This window comes from Paenibacillus sp. BK720, assembly GCF_011761545.1.
In the GTDB taxonomy this organism is placed as follows: Bacteria; Bacillota; Bacilli; order Paenibacillales; family Paenibacillaceae; genus Pristimantibacillus.
Genome location: NZ_JAASRQ010000006.1, coordinates 425,381 through 444,540, shown reverse-complemented (window position 1 = coordinate 444,540; position 19,160 = coordinate 425,381). Strand labels below are relative to the sequence as shown.

The window sequence follows — 19,160 nt, the reverse complement described above, 5'->3', positions numbered from 1 at the left end:
GGTACCATTGGCTAACCATAATCTACGGGTAAAGGAGAATATCGTCATGAAATTCCTTTGTTTGGGTTATTTAAATGCGGAGAAAATGGATGCGCTCCCTAAGGAAGCGATCGCTGAGGTCATGGGCCAATGCGCGCCTCATCTTGAGGAGCTTTATGGCACGGACCAGGTTCTTGTCGATGCGGGTCTAGGCAAGGACGTCAGAAGCCTGCGGCGGGCGAAAGGGAAGGTAAAGGTGCTGGACGGTCCTTTTACCGAGACGAAAGAGATGATTGGCAGCGTGTTTATTATTGAAGCAGAGAATATGGAAGAAGCGGCGCGGGTCGCGGCCCTGCATCCGGCCGTGCAAGTGGATGACGGCGAGCCGTTCGAATGGGGTATTGAGATCAGGCCGATTCATTATTATAAAGGGGGGGATTGATCCGATGATTATACAGGCGTGCGCAATGGACGAGATTAAACCGCTTGTAGCGGAATATTTGAAAAGCTTGTCTTCGCCGTTTGATTCTTTTCTGGAGGAGCATATCCTGTCATCTGCCTTTTACCGGATTCAAGACGGTCAGGAGGACATTGGGTATTACGCCTTGCACAACGGGGAGCTGATGACGCAGTTTTACATCAGAAGGTCCTCTTTGCGGAAAGCACAGGCCTTGTTTATCGAAGCGCTCGAGCGTCATGCCGTCAAAAACTTGTTTGTACCCACCTGCGATGAGCTGTTTGTAAGTCTCGCTATCGATCGGGACTATAAGATCCACAAGCAGGCTTACTTTTTTCAGGACAGTGGAGTTGAAATTTCGGTAAGCACGGAAAGCGATGCGGTATTCCGTCCTGCGGGGCCGCAAGACCTTCCTGTCATTCAGCAGGTATGCGGGGATTTTCTGAATAATTATGAGCAGTGGCTGCATGACGGAGGGCTGTTCGTTTACTACAAAGACCAGGATTTGCTGGGTATCGGAGTTATGGAACAATCCAAGCTGCTTGAAGGATTCGGCAGCATTGGAATGTTCACGAATGAAGCCCACAGAAAGCGGGGCTATGGGACCGCGCTAATCGTCCAAATGCGCAATTGGTGCAAGGCCCGGGGCATAACCGCGATCTGCGGCTGCTGGTATTACAACGAGGCGTCCAAGCGCACCTTGGAGAGGGCAGGCATGGTAACGAAGACAAGGCTGCTTAATATAGAAGTGTCTTTAAAAGCTGAAAAGGAAGCCTACAACACAGAGAAGTAACTCATGGATTCCTCGAATAAGATGGAGGAATCAGGTGTTTCTTCTTCTTTGGCCGCCGCCGAATGGGCCAGGTTCGATAAAGCCATGAGCACAAGCTCGGTCTTGGCGTCGCCCCATGCCTCGCGGTTCAGGAGAGCCGTATTACGGGCGTCGGCTAGAGATTGCCGGTTTAGCTTGCAAAGAAAATCGCCCCAGGCAATGATGTCGAAATGCGGAGCATCGGTCGTTATGACGCATTCGCCCCAGCCGGTTTCCGAACCGCAGGACATGCTGAGAAGCCCGTAATGACTGTTGTTTCTGCATAGATGATAAAGCTGAATTCCCGAAATGATGCTTGTGCTCATAGGTAACAATCCTCTCTTTTCTCACGCGCATGAAATTAATAGCATCTTACTCTTAATGGGGCGCGGTGTAAAATAAGAGAGGAATGAATTCCCGCCAAATCCGGTCAATTAACCGGATCTGGCGGGATTACACCCGGTAAACCGAAATAGCTATTCCGTTTACGGCGAGAATTCTTGCTAAAACAGCGCTTCGCGTTTCCCTTTATTCTTTATTCCGCTTCGCCAACAATCGTAAAGCGCTTGTTCACATGCTGCGGATTCTCGATTTCGTCCAATACGGCGATGGCATAGTCGGCATAGCTGACGTAGCTTTGGCTTTGGCTGTTCACGATGACGTGATCGAGACCTTTCGTATACGCGCCGGTTCGTTTTCCTTTTGGATCAAAGAATGCCGCCGGGCTAATGTATGTCCAGGTAATGGAGGTGGTATTCTTAAGCTCATCCAGCTGCTTGCCGGCGTTTGATGCTGTCGGATAGACGAAGGCGGGAAACTCGGGAGTGTCCATCAGCTTTGTTGTCTTTTGATCGTCGACGAAGAGGCTTCCCGCGCCGCCAACTACGATCAGCTTCGTTCCGGGCGCATCCTGTAACGCAGCCGTCAGCGCTCTGCCGGCGTCCACGTAAAGATGCTCTTCCCCTTCGGGGGCTTTAAACGTATTAACGACCACATCAAAAGGCTTCAAATCCGCACCGGTCAGGTGAAAAATGTCCTTCTCCAAAACGGTGACGCTCGAATCGCTGATTTTGGATGCGTTCCTTACGATAGCCGTTACCTCGTGGCCTCTCTCCAGGGCTTCCTTCACAATCAGGCTGCCGATCTGTCCGTTAGCTCCGATAATACCGATTTTCATCTTTCATTCCCTCCGAATTTCATGGTTTAGTTGTGTGATTTCGCATAAACTAATATTATTTCTTTAGTTCGATTTTTTAAAGTAGTCACTATTTTATTACATAGTCATAAAAACCATACCGTGGAAGAAACGAGGGATTGGAATGGCTCGCAGCTCGTTTGAAGGCGAAATTCCGGAGGAGCAGATTGAGGTATGCCCGGTGACAGAGACGCAGAATGTAATCGCGGGTAAATGGAAGATCATTATTTTGTGGCATCTGCGGGAGACGCGGCGGTTCGGGGAGCTTCAGCGCCTCGTGCCCGGCATCTCGAAGGCCATATTAACCAGCCAGCTCAGAGAGCTGGAGAAGGATCGGATGGTCAACAGAGTGGTGTATCAGGAGGTTCCGCCCAAGGTTGAGTACTCCCTTACGGAAGCGGGGGAGCAGTTTCTTCCGATTCTCGAAAGGATGGGCGAGTGGGGCAAAAAGTATGCGGCGCGGCGCAAATCCTGAAAGCCTCCCATATTCCAAATGAAGAGATAAGCTGAAGTTATAAGAAACCACGCCAAAGTTTGGGGTGGTTTTGCTGTTTTTCGGGCGTGCCCGATCCGAGAAAGTGGAGAATAGTTCAGGGAATGGTTAAAAAATCATGTGGAAATGGCGTCGATTATAGCTTCAAACTGTCGTATAATAGAACTAGACATTTTATCTATTTATCAACCTGTAGCATAGAAGCAGTTCATTTTTTGATCAGAAATGATGTGTGAGAAATTTCACGAGCGTGAAACATCCTTTCTGCAAATCGAAAGGTTAAGGACGGTTAACATGAGCAAACAAACGAAAACAGACGTAATTTTGATTGGTGCCGGCATTATGAGCGCGACTTTGGGTTCTTTGCTGAAGGAACTGAAGCCGGAGTGGGAAATTACCGTGTTCGAACGGCGCGCAACAGCCGGCGAAGAAAGCTCCAACGAATGGAACAACGCAGGAACAGGACACTCCTCCCTATGCGAGCTGAACTACACAACGGAGAAGCCGGACGGCTCCATCGACATTAGCAAAGCAGTTAAAGTCAATGAAGAGTTCCAGGTGTCGAAGCAGTTCTGGTCTTATCTCGTGAACAGCAATCTGATCCGTAATCCGCGGGACTTTGTAGTACCCGTTCCTCATATGAGCTTTGTGCAAGGGGAAAAAGACGTTACGTTCCTGAAGAAGCGTTTTGCGGCATTATCCGGCAATCCATTGTTTGAAGGCATGGAATTCTCCGAAGACCCTGCGAAGCTGGCGGAATGGATTCCGCTTATGATGAAAGACCGCAAGGTAAATACGCCAATTGCAGCAACCAGAATTGAGTCCGGGACGGACGTCAACTTTGGTTCTTTGACACGTATTCTGTTCAATCAACTGAAGAAGCAAAACGTCGACATAAACTACAACCATAATGTAGATGATATTAAACGTGCGAACGACGGCAGCTGGGAGCTGAAGGTGCGCAATCTGCAAAGCGGCAGCTCGGAGCGCATCAATGCGAAATTCGTCTTTATCGGCGGCGGCGGCGGAAGTCTGCATCTGTTGCAGAAATCCGGCATTGAGGAAGGCAAAGGCATCGGCGGCTTCCCGGTAAGCGGTCTGTTCATGGTCTGCAAGAAGCCGGAAGTGGTCGCTCAGCACCGTGCGAAGGTATACGGCCAGGCGCCGGTTGGCGCCCCTCCAATGTCCGTACCGCATCTGGATACGCGCGTTATCGACAACAAAGAGTCGCTGTTCTTTGGTCCGTTCGCGGGCTTCACGCCAAAATTCCTGAAATACGGCTCCAACATGGACCTTATTACATCGGTCAAACCGCATAACTTAACGAACATGCTGGCGGCAGGCGCGAAAAATATGTCCTTGACCACGTACCTGATCAAACAGCTTATGCTTTCCAAAGAGCAGCGCATGGAAGCCTTGCGCGAGTTCATCCCGAATGCAAAAAGCGAGGATTGGGAGCTGCTCGTAGCTGGCCAACGCGTACAGATTATTAAAGAAACGAATGCAGGCAAAGGCACTCTGCAGTTCGGTACGGAGGTTATCAGCGCGGCTGACGGCTCGATCGCTGCCCTTCTAGGCGCTTCGCCTGGTGCATCGACGGCCGTGTCCGTTATGCTCGAGGTTATCGGCAAATGCTTCCCGCAGCATATCAAAGAGTGGGAGCCTAAGATCAAAGAAATGATTCCTTCCTACGGAACCAAGCTTCTGCAAAATCCTGAGCTGATCCAACAGATCAACGCAACGACAAATGCGGCTCTAGGGCTTGCAGGCAAAAAACAAACGAGCTCGGCGTTGGCTTAACGCCTGCTTATATAGAGAAAGCCTTCAGTTGCCGATTCGGCAATTGAAGGCTTTTTTAATTGCTCTCTATTTCGCCGACGTTTTGCTCTTAGGCTGAAACAGGAGCTTGGTCAGCCAATTGAACTTTTTGATGCGGCAATTGTGGAAGGCAGCGATCTTCCATTCGCCGTTTTGTCTCACCAGCACATTGGTGTTAATGGAGTCGCGGCTCGCGGGCGCTTTTTTCTGCCACCGCATCAGAACGGCCCCGGTTGCATGGGCAATGGCAACGTCCGGAGAAATAAAACGAAGCTTCATTTCCCGCAAATCCGCAATCATCTTGGATCCGCGCAGCGGACCGTCCCATAAAGCCTGATGAGCGCTGTCAATCTCGCTCCGGCCTTTCAGGTGCTCGCCGAAGAAGGTGACATAGTCGGCATCCGGGGTGAAAAACTCGCTATAGGCCTTGCCGTCACCCTGATCCCATGCCCTATACAGAGCCCGAAATACATTGTGAATAGCCTGAATATCCTCTTGTTGACCCGACATTGGCATCCATCCTTTCTTTCCCGACATTTCTCTATGCCACTGATTATAAAATAATCCCGAAGCCGGATAATCGCCCATAGGAAGGAAGCTGCCTCAGACTTTGGTCGGATCAGAGGGTTACTTTCTCAAGCTCCGGGTATTCCTGAAGCAAGGCGTTAAGGGAATCCGCGGGTGCATTTTTCAAATGCTGATCAAAAAAAGCCCGTGTTAAAGCTTCCGTAATAACCAGGCATCGCGCCGGGTCTGTCTGACCGCCTATGCCAATGAGATTACGGAGTTTGGTAGAGCCGATAAACAGGCCAATGTCGGAAAATTTCATATGGTCGCTGCCCCTAATCGTAAACAAGCTATCGGAGGCTTGTAGCACTTCGGTAAGCCCGGCGATATTGCGCTGCGCCTCACCATAAGCCTGCATGTAGGCGTCTCTCGTGCCATATACGGACTCGGATACCGCCTTCTCTTGTCCTTCGGCGGACAAATCGTCCAGATTCGGAATCAAAGGCTTTCGCTGCTTGATTTGCTGAATATGGTTCCTGTCGTTTGCCAGCATAAGGAATGGCGCCATATTCGCGTTCTCTTCAGGCGTCATATAGACGGCGCCATCGAGGTTCACCGCAGCTTTTACCCGGCTGTTATGAATAGCCAGATTATAAGCGGTGGCACCGCCGACTGAATGTCCGATAACACCAATACGATCGAGATCTAGTTTGTTTTTAAAGCTAACGTCCTGCGTGCCCTTGCCTTCGTTCCATTCGCTGAGCTCATTCATCACGAAAGAAACATCGTCGGCCATAATTTGCGTAATAATCTTTGCAGGCTCCGCCGTATGAAAGTCTGTCGTCGCATCCATAGCCGAAACGGTATGATCGGGGAAAACGGTGCCTGCCGAGACATAGGTGTGATCAATGGCGGCAACGATATACCCGTGACTGGCCAGGTCCTCGTATTGAGAGGTGTGCACGGCCATGGAAGTACCGGCGCCATGGGAGAACAGAACAATAGGGTACCGCTGCTCTTGACCGGATACGGGTAGATTGGCTTTGGCATCCGTATGAATCAGATTCAAATGTCCAAGCGCGAATTCGGGTACATGGAAGAAGGAAGCAAATAACCTAATGAGTTCAGGCTGCAAATAACGTTCGTAAGGCTTTGTGTTATTTTTCTCCGACGGATAATAAAGCTTGACCATAAGCTCGCGTTTTTTAGGTGACTGATCAAGGAAAGGATCATTACGGTTCTCATCAACGAGATGCAGCTCTTCTACGCCTATCTGATAATCGCCTGTAGGCTTCGGAAGAGCGAATACAGGAAGCGCATAGGACAGGAAGGAGGTTAAGGCAAGACTTCCTGCGGATACAAGTATGACAAATCCCTTCAGCGCTTTGGGCATTGTCTTTGTGTACAAACGGGTTGAAGTCTTAAATAACGTATAGATGAGCAGCATGGCTACAAAAGCATAGGCCGGAAGCATCTGGAACCGGAAGCCTTCGATAAGGCCATGCAGGGTCAGGATAACCAGATTGACCGCTGCGGCTCCAAGCCAGATTTTCCTCGAAGGCTTGCAAAAGCAAAGCGACAGTGACAGTGCATTGGCGACAACCAGAACGATCTCCAATAATCTCATGTATGCGACCGCCTCAAGATCCGCTGTGCACATCAGATCTCATGTAATAGACGAGACTGAAGGCAAGCGACAGGATAAAGGTTAGCGCCAAAATGATAAGCGCGGGGACCGCGTAAGGGTTCGCCCCTGTATTATCCGCAATGTCCTGGGCAAGATGACGGACGGGCCAATAAGGCGCGAGCCAAGGGAATAGGATGCCGCCTTGACCATGGCCAATCTCGCCAATAACGGTGACGATCGTTGCGAACACCCCAAGAACAGCGGCGGGAATGACATTTTTGGCGACCAGGCTGACGGCCGCTGCAACCGGAACGGTTCCGAAGGACAGCAGGCAGATGAGCAGGTTTGTTTTCAAGCCTAACCCGATCATGGTGAAATCGATATGCCCTTGCAGAAGCTTTACAAACCCGACGACAAAAGCTGCGATACAGGACAGAACGGTTGTTGCGGCGATCAGGATAAATACCACGGATAGCTTCGCTGCAAGGATGGAAGCGCGTGAGACCGGATAGGAAAATAACTGGTTAATGGTCCGTTCCTGGTATTCCCTTGCAATAATATAAGCCGTAATGAGGGTGAATATGGACGGGGCGATCATGACAAGCAGCATGCCCTGTCTGTAGAACATATCCTGAATATCTATTCCGGCACGGGTTCCATCCGGCATTATTCTCGGCAGAAAGGCGAACAAAGTAACCAGATTCGCGGGGATCGCCCCAAGCAGCGCAAGCCAGGGAATTTTCGTGGCCTTCAGCTTGAGCAGCTCCGTATAGATCACGTTAAACAAGCGGAACACCTCCCGTTACCTTCAAAAAATAATCCTCGAGGCTGTCTCCGGACAGCCGGATCTCTCGCACGCCAACCCCTTGACTGGTTAACGTCAGATTGACGTTGGCTGACTGATCCAGAATATCGTAAAGATGGATAATGCCCGGACCTGCCAGGCGGTAATCCGATACGCCAAGCTTTTGCTCCAGAAGATAGGCCGCCTTCTTGTCATCGTCAACCTTGATTTCCAGATAGTGCCGGGTCTTTCGCTGCAGGTCCTCGTAATCGATCTCCTCGATAAGAGTTCCTTGATGGATAATTCCAACCCGGGTAGCCAGCTGCTCGACTTCGCTCAGCAGATGGCTGGAGATGATAAAGGTAATGCCACGTTGTCTGGCCAAATCGAGGAATAGCTGCCGGATTTCCTTGATACCTGCCGGATCAAGCCCATTCGTTGGTTCGTCTAAGACAAGAAGCTCTGGACGATGGAGCAAGGCGCGGGCAATGCCAAGCCGCTGCTTCATGCCAAGCGAGTAATGCTTCACCTTCTGATTCCGGACATCAAGCAGGCCAACGGTCGACAGGACTTCTTGGATATATTCCTTATTGCCTATACCCATAAGACGACGATGAATCTCCAAATTGTCCACAGCGCTTAGGTTTAAATAGAATCCCGGATATTCGATGATTGCTCCAATCCGTTCCATTGCTCCGGCTCTTCCGCCGTTCAGCCCTTCGCCGAACCATTCGACTTCTCCGGCAGTAGGCCGAATCAGGCCCATAATCATCCGGAGGGTTGTTGTCTTGCCTGCGCCGTTCTGGCCGAGAAATCCGTAGATATCGCCTCGCCTGATATTCATATGGACGTTATGGACGACGGTTTTTTCGCCGTAACGTTTGGTTAACTGATTGGTTCGCAGCACGTAGTTCACGCGGCTCAACTCCTTTCGAAGCTTAGTGTATCGCGGATTTTTCACAGACTATTAAGGAATACCTTACAAAAATCTTAAATCGCGTCATAAAAAGAAAAAGCCAAACCGGTCTGCCGGTTTAACTTTTCATAAGGCTGAAGGTAAATACGGTTTTTTCATTGGGCGTACTGGATACTGTTATCTGGCTGCCAAGCTTCCCGACGAGATTTCTGACGATCGCCAGTCCAAGTCCGGTGCCCCGAAGAGAGGTATTTCTGGAGGCTTCGCCGGTATACAGGCGTTCAAAGATATGCGGCAGATCCCGCTCCGGAATCCCCTTGCCCCGGTCCCACACATCGACCCACACCTTGCCGGATTCCTCCCTTACCGTAATGCCAAGCTCGCCGCCGTCTGCCCCGTACCGCAAGCTGTTAGACAGCAAATTATTCACGATTCGTCTTAGAACGGCGGTATCTCCAATGACGAAGAGCGGCTCTTCCGGGAGCTCCATCACAGGCGTCAGGCCCGCTTTCACGAACGCCGGGTAGAAGTCGACGAGAATCTCAGGGATAAGCTCGGACAGATTAAGCTTATGTAGCTCCGGTATTGAATCCTCCGTTTCGAGGCGAGCCAGCTCGAAGAAATTTTGCAGCAGGACCAACAGATCATCCCCTTTGCCCACGGCTATGCCGAGAAACGTCTCTTTCTCCTCGGGGGACAAGCTTGCATCCTGCTGAAGAGCCTCCATGTAGCCGAGCAGCGAGGTCAGCGGAGTACGCAAATCATGCGAAATATTGGCGATCATCCGTTTCCGTTCTTCCTCCAGAAAGGCGGTCCGTTCGAAGGACTTCTGAACGTAATCGATCAGCCGGTTCAGCTCCTCGCTTAGCTCGGTTAGCGGCTTGTCTGCCGAAGGGAGACGATAGCGCCTGTTGAAATTACCGCTTCGGATATCGGACGTGGTGCGGGAGATCCTGCGAATACCCCGCTGCAGCCTGGTATAGCGGGATAGTAAAATAAGAATAAACAGCAGGAGGACGGCGATGATTATGGAGTACGCCATCTTGTCACCACTCGCCCAGTTTGTAGCCGAATCCCCAGACCGTCTGAATATATTGAGGGCTCGAAGGATTCTTCTCGATCTTTGTCCTTATCCGGTTAATATGCACCATCACGGTATTGTCGTCCGACATGCTATCTTCCTGCCATACGGCCTGGAAAATATGGGACTTGGCGAATACCCGGGTAGGGTTTGAGAGGAAAAGCTTTAGAATAGCGTATTCTTTGGCGGTAATCGGCTTTTTTTGCCCTCTGACCGTAAGCTCGCAGGAGCTGGTATCCAGCTCCAAATCGCCATGCTTAAGGATTTTGGGTGCAGCCGAAGCATGATCGGGTTGGAAACCGATATACCGGCGAAGCTGCGCTTTAACCCTTGCTACAAGCTCGCCAATGGTAAAAGGCTTCGTGATATAATCATCGGCGCCAAGCTCAAGCATGCTTATTTTGTCCATTTCCCTGTCTTTGGCGGACAAAACAATGATCGGCGTGGTCTTGGTTTCACGGACCTTCCGCAGTATTTCCGGGCCGTCTACAATAGGGAGCATGAGATCGAGAATGACAAGCTGATACTCGTCCCTGGTCAGGTAGGCGAGGGCTTCTTTGCCATTGTAGGCAGACTGAACCTCGTAGTCTTCTTTCTTAAGGTACCGTGCAATAAGCTGGTTGATTTCCAGATCGTCTTCAATAATTAGAATGCGGGTTGCGTTCATTATTAGTCCCCTAACATCGCGGTTATCTTCCGTTTAATTCCGAATATACCTTAGGGCATGTCTAGGTTTCAAGTCAGCTGCGCCCCGCACGCAGACGGTATTCCGTCGGGGAGCAGCTGGCTTCCTTGCGGAAGGCCTTGGCGAAATGGTTCGTATCGGGGAAGCCGACAAGCTCGGCAATTTCCTTAATGGAGAGGTTTGTTGCGCCCAGCAGGGACTTCGCCTTCTGCATTCGTTTGCGGTTCAAATATTTGAGCGGCGAGACCGCGAAATGCTTGTTGAAATAACGGACAAGATAGTTGGGATGAAGATGGACATGCTTCGCAAGCTGCTCCAGCGTCAAAGCCTCGGACAGATTGGCTTCGATAAAAGCTTCAATCTGCTTCAGTCTCTCGATTTCGCCAAGCCGGCCCGGCACGAATTTCGGATGCGTATCGGACTGCGAGAGAAACAAGGCAATGACTTCCAGAAGAATGGCTTTTTCCCGTATTCTCGCCAGGTAAGAGCGATTCTGACACAGCTCTACCAGCTCCCGGAACAGCTTCATTAAGTTATCCCTATGGCCGGGAGAGACGTCGAGAATGGGGGGGATCTCCAGCCACTGGAACAGATCCAATTCGCCCATCGTGGCGGTGAAGTGACACCAGTATTTGGAATAAGGGCGGCCGCTGACAGCGGAGTAGGATTGCAGAACGTGAGCGGGCATATGGACGAGTTGTCCGGGAACGGGGCGGTATTCCTGGCCGTCGATTTTGAGCCAGCCTTCGCCCTCGCAGATCAGATAGAATTTATTGTAGGACGGGATATAATCGAGCTCGCGCCACTGCGGCGTGCATTCGGTATAATAAGCTTCCTCGAGATGCACCTGCAGATGCTGAAGCATTTCGTTAAGAAACCCGTGATTAGGATTGAGCGACATGAAGCGACACCTCGAATTAGGTTAATCTAATCCCCATACAAGCTAATTTGCTGCCTATATCATATCACAAATGACCGCTAGACTAGGGGTATATCCTAAGCTTTTGGAGGCGATCCAGTCTATGAGTCAATCCAATATCGAGCAGCGCACGGAACGGACCAAGTGGTTCCTGCAGGACAGATTCGGCATGTTTATTCATTGGGGATTATATGCGATTCCCGCGCGCGGGGAATGGGTAAGAAACGGGGAACGGATCAGCGTCGAGGATTATCAAGTGTACTTCGACGAATTTAATCCGGAACGATACGATCCGAAAGAATGGGCGAAAGCGGCCAAAGCGGCGGGTATGAAATATGCGGTACTCACGGCCAAGCATCATGACGGCTTCTGTCTCTTCGACAGCCAGTTGACCGATTATAAGTCTACCAATACGGCATGCGGAAGAGATCTGGTGAGAGAGTTTCTGGACGCTTTCCGCGCGGAAGGGCTTAAGGTAGGGCTATACTACTCGCTGCTGGACTGGCATCATCCGGATTATCCGGCATACGGGGACCGTCATCACCCGATGCGCGATAATGAGGAATATAAGCGCGATCCGGAGCGGTTCGCGGGCTATCTCGACTACATGCACGGTCAGGTGCGCGAGCTCCTTACCGGCTATGGCAAGCTGGATATTATGTGGTTCGATTTCTCCTATGACGAGATGAAGGGCGAAGCTTGGCGCGCAACCGAGCTGATGGAGATGATCCGTTCCATTCAGCCGCATATCATTGTCGATAACCGTCTGGATGCAGGCGGGGAAGGGGGCGGGTCGATCTATACGAATAATCCGAACCTCTACGCGGGCGACTTTGCCTCTCCGGAGCAGATTATTCCTCCAAGCGGCGTTACGGACGAAGAGGGCAACTCCATCCCGTGGGAAGCCTGCATTACTTTGAATAATAATTGGGGCTACAGCGCGGCCGATTTTACGTACAAGTCAGCCAAGACGGTTATCCGCAAGCTGGTCGAATGCGTCAGCAAGAACGGCAACCTGCTCCTTAATGTAGGGCCTAACGCCAAGGGCGAGATCCCGCGGGAGTCGTTGAACATCTTGGAGGAAGTAGGGGAATGGCTCGGCAAAAACGGCGACAGCATTTACGGCTGCGTGGAAGCCGGTCTGCCCAAGCCGGAGTGGGGCCGGTACACGCGCAAGGGAAATAAACTGTACGCGCACTTACTCGAGGAAAGCATCGGACCAATCGGCCTCGTCGGTCTGGCCGGCCGCGTGAAGCAGGCGAGACTGCTGTCCGACGGCTCCGAGGTATTTGTCACCCGTCCGTGGAATGTCCATCTGTTTGAGAAGGATGCCTTTTTCAACTTTGCAAGACCGGAGACGGCTACTTATCCGCTCCCGGATGAGCGTAATACCGTTGTGGAGCTTACGCTCATTGACGGGGAATAGGGCAACGGTTCATCGTTTGAAAACAGACCGTCCTGCTATAGCAGGACGGTCTGTTTTTGGCTGCCATGGTTGTAGCTGCCCGGCTACATTGCACAGAATGCAGCATAATGGAGGCAAATAGCCCGGTGTACGGAAATATCCTGCACAGAGTGCAGGATATTGGAGGGGATTTTGCCCGGCTGGGCTCAAGTCGGCGAAATATCATGCATTCTGTACAGTATAATTTGCCGGATCTGCCCGATTTGGGCAAATATCCTGCAATTCGTGAAGCATACGCTAACTAGCGGCCGGCCTTCTAGACTTCCTCAGAGCTGCAGCCGCTCCATCCCGTTCATATACTTGCGCAAGGCCTCCGGAATACGGATCGAACCATCCTCCTCCTGATGATTCTCCAGCAGGGGGATAAGGATGCGCGGCGAAGCGACGGCGGTGTTATTTAGGGTATGGCAGAATCTTAGCTTGCCTTGGGCATCCCGGTAACGGATGTTCGAGCGGCGTGCCTGGAAGTCAAGCAGATTGGACGACGAATGGGTCTCGCCGTATGCTTGGCGGCTTGGCATCCAGGTCTCGATGTCGAATTGCTTATAGGTTTTTTGCGACATATCTCCCGTGCATACCGCCATAACGCGATAAGGAAGCTCCAGCTGCTGCAGGAGATCCTCCGCATTTCGCGTAATCTCTTGAAGCATCTGCTCCGACGCCTCCACGCTGTCCTCGCATATGACGACCTGCTCGACCTTCGAGAACTGATGAACCCGGTATAAGCCATGCACATCCTTGCCCGACGAGCCTACCTCGCTGCGGAAGCAGGTCGAGGCGGCTGCCAGTCGAATCGGCTTGCCGACATCCACGATTTCATTATCGTAGAACGCGATAAGGGGAACCTCCGATGTGCCGGCCAGATAGTGGTCGCCGCCATCGATGCGGTAGGTCTGATCCTCCCCAAGCGGGAAGAAGCCGGTATTGTAAAGGGCTTCCCTGCGCACCATAAGCGGCACCTCGAGCAGGGTGTAGCCTCTCTCGATAAGCAAGTCGAGCGCAAGCTGCTGCACGGCACGATGCAGGGTGGCGCCGGCTCCGGTTAAATAATAATTGCGGCTTCCGGCCGTTTTGACCCCGCGTGGGATGTTAATCATTTGGTGAAGCTCGCCAAGCTTTACGTGATCCTTGATTTCAAAGGCAAAGCCGGGCGGCTCGCCGACTCTTTTTACCTCGACATTATCCTGATCCGATAGACCGGCCGGCGTATCCGGCGACACGATGTTAGGAACAACCTGCATAAGATCCGCGAACTCCGCTTGAACGGCTTTGTGGTCCTTTTCCAGATGTGCGATGCGTTGGTTGATTTCCTTCATTTGAAGCTTTTTCTGCTCTACATCCTTCTCGTTGCCGCTATAGATGGAGAGGTTAATCTCCTGAATGGTCTGGTTCCGTTCCTGGCGAAGCTCCTCAATGTCCTGCTGCAGTTTCCGCCGCTCATCATCCACTTCCACAAGCCGCGAAATGGAGATGGCGATCCCTTTCCGGTCTGCGACCGTTTGAACCTCATCCCGGTTGTTTCTAATCCACTTGATGTCTAACATGGCAACTCGCTCCTCTTCGATAAGAATACAAAAAAGCGCTCTAATCGTCCGATTGGGACGAAGAGCGCTTGTATTCTCGCGGTGCCACCCAAATTGATTAAACAGGTCTACCACTGTTTAATCCACTTAGTTCCGCGGTAACGGGCGGGTCCGGTTAACTTAGGGAGAACGGTAATTCCCCTTGACGAGAACGCCTCCGAGTTGGATTCTCTTCATCGGCATAATTTCGTTTGAATTTTTACTAGTATAGCTTATGCTGCTATTTTTATTCAAGTGCGAATTTAAAACACGCAGTTTAATGCTGCTGCATGGGGGCGGGGGAGTAGAAGCGCTCGGTTTTATCGAGTGTTTCTCTAACCTTCTCATCCCATACGTAGCTTAGCTCGAACGTCCCCTCCTGGAAGAAAAGCGGGAACCGGCGCGCAAACCAGCTTTGCATCGGAAGCTTAAGGGCCTCATCCTTGTTCACCCAGAGCAGCTCGCCTTCTGGCGGGTCTTCGAGCAGCGTTCCTTCAAACGAAGTCGCCAGGTAGTTGAAGACCATATATCTCAGGTTCGTGGTCGGATCGCAAAATTCCTCAAGACCCTTATAGATGATATCCTTTACGATCAATCCGGTTTCCTCCCGTACCTCGCGGATGGCGCCATTCACGAGGCTTTCCGGGAAATCCACTTTGCCGCCGGGACCGATATAGCCGGGAAACCCCTTTTTATCTGGCCTATTGATTAAAAGTACCTTATCCTTATCTTGAACCATGCACATCGTATACATTTTATAGGTAATGGACATATCGCGCCGCCGCCTATTCTATTGGACTAGGATGGATAGATTTTATTGTAACACTTTTCATTACTATTTTTCCCGCCGCTTTCGTTATAACTGACTTTGCCCTTGCTGGACAGGAGCCTGTTCTGCTATAGTTGTTAGTAATAAATTGTTATTATCAAAATATAAATAAGAATAGATGAGGTGTGGGCAAGTTGGAACGGCGCGATTCGAACGGATTAACAGAGCGCGAATTTATGGAGCGGTATATACCGGGTGATTATGAGCGCCCTTCGGTAGCCGCGGATATGGTTATTTTTACGGTGACCCCTACAGAGGAAGACAATTACCGCAAACTGCCCGGGAAGGAGCTTCGGGTGCTGCTTATTCAGCGAGGCGGCCATCCGTTTCTGGGACAATGGGCGTTGCCGGGCGGCTTTGTACGACCTCACGAAACAACGGATGAGGCTGCGGTCAGGGAGTTACAGGAGGAGACGGGAGTCGATAACGTTTATCTGGAGCAGTTATATACGTTTAGCGATATCGGCCGGGATCCCCGGACTTGGGTCATAAGCTGTTCTTACATGGCATTGGTAAATAGCGATAAGTTAGAGCTGAAAGCGGGAGACGATGCGGCGAACGCTGCATGGTTTAAAGTATCGTACCGATTGCTCAGGGAACAGAAGGAGTTTGTTGAGGACGGATATGTAAGTACACTGCAGTATGAACTCCTTCTAAGTTCCGATTACGCACAGCTGAAGGCAATGGTGGAGCGTAAGGATACCGTTACGGAGGCAGCATCGAAAACCTCTTATAGTATTGCGAGCAACGAGGGTTTGGCTTTCGACCATGCCAAAATCATTGCTTATGCGATTGAACGTTTGAGAGGAAAAGTCAACTATACGGATATAGCCCTTCATCTGATGCCTAAGCTGTTTACTCTAACGGAGCTGCAGCAGGTGTACGAGGTTATTTTGGATAAAGAGCTTCTAAAGGCGGCGTTTCGGCGCAAGATTGCGGATCTCGTGACGGAAACGGATCATTACACGGAAAGTTTCGGTCACCGTCCGTCCCGCCTTTTTCGAAGAAAGGTGGAGAGACTTCAATGAAATACAGCATAGAACAATTGCAGAGGGAACATGCCGTTGGCGAGAGAGGGACGTTTTTGTTCTTCTGGGGCCATACGCCTTCCGAGCCCGGCAAGATCGACAAAAGCTGCTTGAGCCAGTGGTGGTTGAGTCCATTTATTATTGATCGGATTCCTTACACATGCACCGAGCAATATATGATGGCCGAAAAAGCCAGGCTGTTTCAGGATGAAGAGATGTTGGCCGAAATCCTCAAAGCCAGTGATCCGAAAGAGATTAAAGCTTTCGGCCGGGCAGTAAAGAACTTCGATAAAACGGCATGGGAGAGCCAATGCTATGCGATTGTGAAGAGAGGGAACTTTGCCAAGTTTTCGCAAAACGCTGAGCTTGGACTATTTCTGAAGTCAACGGGTACCTCCATCCTGGTTGAAGCGAGCCCATATGATCGGATTTGGGGGATCGGGATGGAGCAGGCGGATTCCAATGTTGGAAATCCGTTAGAATGGCGCGGCCGGAACCTGCTTGGATTTGCCCTGATGGAAGTCAGGGACGAATTGATTTAAAGAGAGAAGGAATGATCATGAATCGCAAGGAAATTGCGCAGGAGACATTGGTTATCCAGCAGCAAGGCTACTACGTCTGTAATGGAACCAGAGTTGATATAGCAGAAGCCCAGAGGCTGTCGGAGGAAAACAGCCGGCTTTTTACACCGGAAGAGGGAGTGAGCATAATCGGTAATTGGCAGATACCGATCAAGGGTACGTCCAAAGCTTCTTTTTCCGTCACTGACGAAGCGACTGTTCAAGCGATTATGCGCTATGCTGAAGCGGGAGCCGAACGGGTTGGGGTGCTCAACTTCGCAAGCGCCAAGAATCCCGGCGGCGGATTTCTGAACGGAGCAATGGCGCAGGAGGAGAGCTTGGCTGCGTCAGGCGGATTATACGGGACGCAGCTGCGGCATCCGCGCTTCTATTCCGCAAACCGGGCCTGCCGTTCCATGATGTATACCGATCATGCGATCTATTCTCCTGATGTCGTATTTTTCAGGGATGCCCGATTTAACCTAGTCCGTCGACCTTTTTCGGCTTCCGTGCTGACGCTTCCGGCCGTGAACTACGGGCAGGTCATGCAGAAAGGCGAGAATAAGCTGCAGGCGGAACGCGTTATGAAAGACCGCATGCGGCTGACGCTGGCTATCTTTGCTCATCAAGGGGATACCAGCCTCATATTGGGCGCTTATGGATGCGGTGTATTCAGGAATGATCCGGTAAAAATAGCAAACTGGTGGCATGATTTGTTGGAGGTTGAAGGCTATGGCACATTGTTCTCGAATATTACCTTTGCCGTACTTGATACGTCGAAGGACCGTAAATGCTATAACGCATTTGAGCAAGTGTTTCGAGTAAAGGAGCAAAGATAATGAGCGAACACGACATTATAAAGCAAACGCAGCTGCCGGTAACGGTAAGCGGCATAGCGCAAGATCTGCGTAAGCTTGGCATACGGGAGGGGGACCATCTTCTTGTTCATTCCTCCATGTCCAGCTTAGGCTGGGTATGCGGCGGGCCGCAGGCGGTTGTGCAGGCGCTCTTGCAAGCTGTTGGACCTGAAGGTACGCTGGTCATGCCGGCGCAGTGCGGAGACTGGAGCGATCCCGCCGAATGGGGCAATCCCCCCGTACCGCAGGAATGGTTAGAGATTATTTACAACGAAATGCCGGCCTTTGATCCGGCTGTAACCCCAACGCGGGGGATGGGGCGTATTGCGGAGCTGTTCCGCACCTATCCGGGTACGGTAAGGTCGGAGCATCCGCAGGTATCCTTTTGCGCTAACGGCAAGTATGCGGAATATATCGTATCCGGTCATCCGTTAACGCCGCAGTTTGGGGAAGCCTCCCCGCTTGGCAAGCTGTATGCGTCGGGAGCAAAGGTGCTGCTTCTCGGCGTAGGCTTCGACTCCTGTACAAGCCTGCATCTTGCCGAGACAAGGATTGACCGCATGCCTGTGAAAAGAATGGGAACCGCCATGCTGGTCGATGGGGCGCGTTCCTGGCAATGGTTCATGGACTATGCGTACGACTCGGGCGATTTCGAAGAGTTTGGCGCGCAATTCCATGGCGGGGTTCGGCAAGGCAAAGTTGGCCGAGCCGACAGCAAGCTGTTTGAGATGAAGGCAGCGGTTGATGCCGCGGTTCAATGGCTGCCAAAGCATCGGCATTTCACTTAACGAGGGATGGAGCTGGCGATATGATCGAAAGATTGATGTTCAGGGCGGCATGGAAGGACGGGCTACAAGAGGAGGGCATAACGGCCTTGCGGCAGGACGAGCAGGTTATCCGCCTCGTGACGCAGGGACGCTTGATGACGGCCGCGGCTTTTTATTGGAATCATAATCTTTTTCTCTATTACGAGTGCCTGGAGGGTAAGCTGGCTCCGGAAGAAGTTGCCGGCGCGGCGGAGCCGTACTTGTTGGATTGGCCGGGGCAGGCTGAGCCCCGCAAATGGATTCGGATGATGGATGTCTTTCACTTCAACGAGCCCGCGGACCGGGAGCATTGGCAGCGCAGGCAGCCGGTTGACAGAAGAGTGGGGCGCGTTGCCCATCTGAAGCCGGAGATGATCAGCAGCTACGTGTATTATCACTATCAGCTTCAGGAGGAGCGGGCCTTCTTTGGTCCCAAGTATGAGATCATTGGAATCCACGAGAATCTCCTGTTCGGCTATCAGGAATTCCCGAACGTGACGGAGGAGCCTGTTGTGCCGGGACGTCTCCAAACAACGGGAACGCCGGAAAATTGGAGCGACTCGAGAATGGATTTGCATTTCCAACCGTGGGAAGACGGGCATCTTTATTTCAAACCGATTGAACCGATTTATGCCTATTACATAGGAGATATTACCGAATAGAAAATAATGTAAAATATGAAGAAAAATACAAGGAAGAATAAATAGACAGCTTTCATAATCCATATCCTGTAAAATAAGAGGGAGAACTCTATTTTGGAGGTTGATGGTATGGACCAGGT

General features: G+C 51.2%; 21 protein-coding genes. 10 read left to right on the top strand and 11 right to left on the bottom strand.

Annotated features, from left to right (window positions below; genetic code table 11):
- Positions 1-46: 46 nt before the first annotated feature.
- Positions 47-421, top strand: a complete 375-nt coding sequence (locus FHT67_RS23775; RefSeq protein ID WP_167201530.1) for a YciI family protein — start codon at positions 47-49, stop codon at positions 419-421.
- Positions 422-446: 25 nt separating this feature from the next.
- Positions 447-1,229 carry a GNAT family N-acetyltransferase gene (locus tag FHT67_RS23770; protein WP_243867422.1) on the top strand — a complete coding sequence of 261 codons (783 nt, stop codon included), beginning with the start codon at positions 447-449 and terminating at the stop codon, positions 1,227-1,229.
- On the opposite strand, the gene FHT67_RS23765 is transcribed toward FHT67_RS23770, so the two are convergent.
- Positions 1,211-1,573 carry a hypothetical protein gene (locus FHT67_RS23765; protein WP_167201528.1) on the bottom strand — a complete coding sequence of 121 codons (363 nt, stop codon included), beginning with the start codon at positions 1,571-1,573 and terminating at the stop codon, positions 1,211-1,213. The two genes, FHT67_RS23770 and FHT67_RS23765, sit on opposite strands and share 19 nt — an antisense overlap.
- 209 nt (positions 1,574-1,782) lie before the next feature.
- On the bottom strand, positions 1,783-2,424 hold the full coding sequence (locus FHT67_RS23760) for an NAD(P)-dependent oxidoreductase (RefSeq protein ID WP_167201527.1): 642 nt from the start codon (positions 2,422-2,424) through the stop codon (positions 1,783-1,785).
- A gap of 142 nt (positions 2,425-2,566) precedes the next feature.
- Between FHT67_RS23760 and FHT67_RS23755 the strand changes: the two genes are divergently transcribed.
- Both FHT67_RS23755 and FHT67_RS23750 read left to right on the top strand, forming a co-directional pair.
- A complete protein-coding gene (locus FHT67_RS23755; RefSeq protein WP_208403466.1) occupies positions 2,567-2,917 on the top strand; it encodes a winged helix-turn-helix transcriptional regulator in 351 nt (116 codons plus the stop codon).
- A gap of 243 nt (positions 2,918-3,160) precedes the next feature.
- Positions 3,161-4,735, top strand: coding sequence for a malate:quinone oxidoreductase (locus FHT67_RS23750; protein WP_347880119.1), 1,575 nt, complete (start codon positions 3,161-3,163; stop codon positions 4,733-4,735).
- Between the two features lie 66 nt (positions 4,736-4,801).
- Here FHT67_RS23750 and FHT67_RS23745 read toward each other — a convergent pair whose 3' ends face one another.
- The 7 genes from FHT67_RS23745 to FHT67_RS23715 all read right to left on the bottom strand — a co-directional run bounded on the left by FHT67_RS23745 (position 4,802) and on the right by FHT67_RS23715 (position 11,254).
- Positions 4,802-5,263 carry an SgcJ/EcaC family oxidoreductase gene (locus FHT67_RS23745; protein WP_167201526.1) on the bottom strand — a complete coding sequence of 154 codons (462 nt, stop codon included), beginning with the start codon at positions 5,261-5,263 and terminating at the stop codon, positions 4,802-4,804.
- 109 nt (positions 5,264-5,372) lie between these two features.
- On the bottom strand, positions 5,373-6,887 hold the full coding sequence (locus tag FHT67_RS23740) for an alpha/beta hydrolase family protein (protein WP_167201525.1): 1,515 nt from the start codon (positions 6,885-6,887) through the stop codon (positions 5,373-5,375).
- 13 nt (positions 6,888-6,900) lie between these two features.
- Positions 6,901-7,665, bottom strand: a complete 765-nt coding sequence (locus tag FHT67_RS23735; protein WP_347880122.1) for an ABC transporter permease — start codon at positions 7,663-7,665, stop codon at positions 6,901-6,903.
- A gap of 1 nt (position 7,666) precedes the next feature.
- Complete coding sequence (locus FHT67_RS23730) at positions 7,667-8,587, bottom strand: ATP-binding cassette domain-containing protein (RefSeq protein ID WP_167201523.1); 921 nt, start codon at positions 8,585-8,587, stop codon at positions 7,667-7,669.
- A gap of 118 nt (positions 8,588-8,705) precedes the next feature.
- Complete coding sequence (locus FHT67_RS23725; RefSeq protein WP_132308261.1) at positions 8,706-9,629, bottom strand: sensor histidine kinase; 924 nt, start codon at positions 9,627-9,629, stop codon at positions 8,706-8,708.
- 4 nt (positions 9,630-9,633) lie between these two features.
- A complete protein-coding gene (locus FHT67_RS23720) occupies positions 9,634-10,335 on the bottom strand; it encodes a response regulator transcription factor (RefSeq protein ID WP_208403464.1) in 702 nt (233 codons plus the stop codon).
- Between the two features lie 73 nt (positions 10,336-10,408).
- Positions 10,409-11,254 carry an AraC family transcriptional regulator gene (locus tag FHT67_RS23715; RefSeq protein ID WP_132308265.1) on the bottom strand — a complete coding sequence of 282 codons (846 nt, stop codon included), beginning with the start codon at positions 11,252-11,254 and terminating at the stop codon, positions 10,409-10,411.
- Between the two features lie 121 nt (positions 11,255-11,375).
- Between FHT67_RS23715 and FHT67_RS23710 the strand changes: the two genes are divergently transcribed.
- The gene (locus FHT67_RS23710) at positions 11,376-12,698 is read left to right on the top strand and encodes an alpha-L-fucosidase (RefSeq protein ID WP_167201522.1); all 1,323 of its coding nucleotides are present in this window, start codon (positions 11,376-11,378) and stop codon (positions 12,696-12,698) included.
- Positions 12,699-13,003: 305 nt separating this feature from the next.
- On the opposite strand, the gene serS is transcribed toward FHT67_RS23710, so the two are convergent.
- Positions 13,004-14,281 carry a serine--tRNA ligase gene (serS, locus tag FHT67_RS23705; RefSeq protein ID WP_167201521.1) on the bottom strand — a complete coding sequence of 426 codons (1,278 nt, stop codon included), beginning with the start codon at positions 14,279-14,281 and terminating at the stop codon, positions 13,004-13,006.
- Between the two features lie 295 nt (positions 14,282-14,576).
- Complete coding sequence (locus tag FHT67_RS23700) at positions 14,577-15,071, bottom strand: 8-oxo-dGTP diphosphatase (protein ID WP_167201520.1); 495 nt, start codon at positions 15,069-15,071, stop codon at positions 14,577-14,579.
- A gap of 191 nt (positions 15,072-15,262) precedes the next feature.
- Here FHT67_RS23700 and FHT67_RS23695 point away from each other — a divergent pair, with 191 nt between their 5' ends.
- The 5 genes from FHT67_RS23695 to FHT67_RS23675 are packed head-to-tail and all read left to right on the top strand — an operon-like array spanning position 15,263 to position 19,041.
- Entirely contained in the window at positions 15,263-16,156 is an 894-nt protein-coding gene (locus FHT67_RS23695; RefSeq protein ID WP_207918152.1) for an NUDIX hydrolase, read from the top strand.
- Complete coding sequence (locus tag FHT67_RS23690) at positions 16,153-16,698, top strand: NADAR family protein (protein WP_167201519.1); 546 nt, start codon at positions 16,153-16,155, stop codon at positions 16,696-16,698. The genes FHT67_RS23695 and FHT67_RS23690 overlap by 4 nt, the downstream gene beginning before the upstream one ends.
- A gap of 17 nt (positions 16,699-16,715) precedes the next feature.
- Positions 16,716-17,555, top strand: a complete 840-nt coding sequence (locus FHT67_RS23685; RefSeq protein ID WP_167201518.1) for a TIGR02452 family protein — start codon at positions 16,716-16,718, stop codon at positions 17,553-17,555.
- Positions 17,555-18,361: an AAC(3) family N-acetyltransferase gene (locus FHT67_RS23680; RefSeq protein ID WP_167201517.1), complete on the top strand. Its 807-nt coding sequence runs from the start codon at positions 17,555-17,557 to the stop codon at positions 18,359-18,361. The genes FHT67_RS23685 and FHT67_RS23680 overlap by 1 nt, the downstream gene beginning before the upstream one ends.
- 20 nt (positions 18,362-18,381) lie before the next feature.
- The gene (locus FHT67_RS23675; protein WP_167201516.1) at positions 18,382-19,041 is read left to right on the top strand and encodes a hypothetical protein; all 660 of its coding nucleotides are present in this window, start codon (positions 18,382-18,384) and stop codon (positions 19,039-19,041) included.
- The last annotated feature ends 119 nt before the right edge of the window (positions 19,042-19,160 follow it).

Bases quoted from the DNA above. Each gene is read 5' to 3' on its own strand.
- FHT67_RS23770 (WP_243867422.1), top strand. From the start codon at position 447: ATGGACGAGATTAAACCGCTTGTAGCGGAATATTTGAAAAGCTTGTCT.
- FHT67_RS23690 (WP_167201519.1), top strand. From the start codon at position 16,153: ATGAAATACAGCATAGAACAATTGCAGAGGGAACATGCCGTTGGCGAG.
- FHT67_RS23745 (WP_167201526.1), bottom strand. From the start codon at position 5,263: ATGTCGGGTCAACAAGAGGATATTCAGGCTATTCACAATGTATTTCGG.
- FHT67_RS23765 (WP_167201528.1), bottom strand. From the start codon at position 1,573: ATGAGCACAAGCATCATTTCGGGAATTCAGCTTTATCATCTATGCAGA.
- FHT67_RS23675 (WP_167201516.1), top strand. From the start codon at position 18,382: ATGATCGAAAGATTGATGTTCAGGGCGGCATGGAAGGACGGGCTACAA.
- FHT67_RS23720 (WP_208403464.1), bottom strand. From the start codon at position 10,335: ATGAACGCAACCCGCATTCTAATTATTGAAGACGATCTGGAAATCAAC.
- FHT67_RS23760 (WP_167201527.1), bottom strand. From the start codon at position 2,424: ATGAAAATCGGTATTATCGGAGCTAACGGACAGATCGGCAGCCTGATT.
- FHT67_RS23685 (WP_167201518.1), top strand. From the start codon at position 16,716: ATGAATCGCAAGGAAATTGCGCAGGAGACATTGGTTATCCAGCAGCAA.
- FHT67_RS23710 (WP_167201522.1), top strand. From the start codon at position 11,376: ATGAGTCAATCCAATATCGAGCAGCGCACGGAACGGACCAAGTGGTTC.
- FHT67_RS23715 (WP_132308265.1), bottom strand. From the start codon at position 11,254: ATGTCGCTCAATCCTAATCACGGGTTTCTTAACGAAATGCTTCAGCAT.
- FHT67_RS23750 (WP_347880119.1), top strand. From the start codon at position 3,161: ATGATGTGTGAGAAATTTCACGAGCGTGAAACATCCTTTCTGCAAATC.
- FHT67_RS23700 (WP_167201520.1), bottom strand. From the start codon at position 15,071: ATGTCCATTACCTATAAAATGTATACGATGTGCATGGTTCAAGATAAG.
- FHT67_RS23740 (WP_167201525.1), bottom strand. From the start codon at position 6,887: ATGAGATTATTGGAGATCGTTCTGGTTGTCGCCAATGCACTGTCACTG.
- serS (WP_167201521.1), bottom strand. From the start codon at position 14,281: ATGTTAGACATCAAGTGGATTAGAAACAACCGGGATGAGGTTCAAACG.
- FHT67_RS23680 (WP_167201517.1), top strand. From the start codon at position 17,555: ATGAGCGAACACGACATTATAAAGCAAACGCAGCTGCCGGTAACGGTA.
- FHT67_RS23755 (WP_208403466.1), top strand. From the start codon at position 2,567: ATGGCTCGCAGCTCGTTTGAAGGCGAAATTCCGGAGGAGCAGATTGAG.
- FHT67_RS23725 (WP_132308261.1), bottom strand. From the start codon at position 9,629: ATGGCGTACTCCATAATCATCGCCGTCCTCCTGCTGTTTATTCTTATT.
- FHT67_RS23775 (WP_167201530.1), top strand. From the start codon at position 47: ATGAAATTCCTTTGTTTGGGTTATTTAAATGCGGAGAAAATGGATGCG.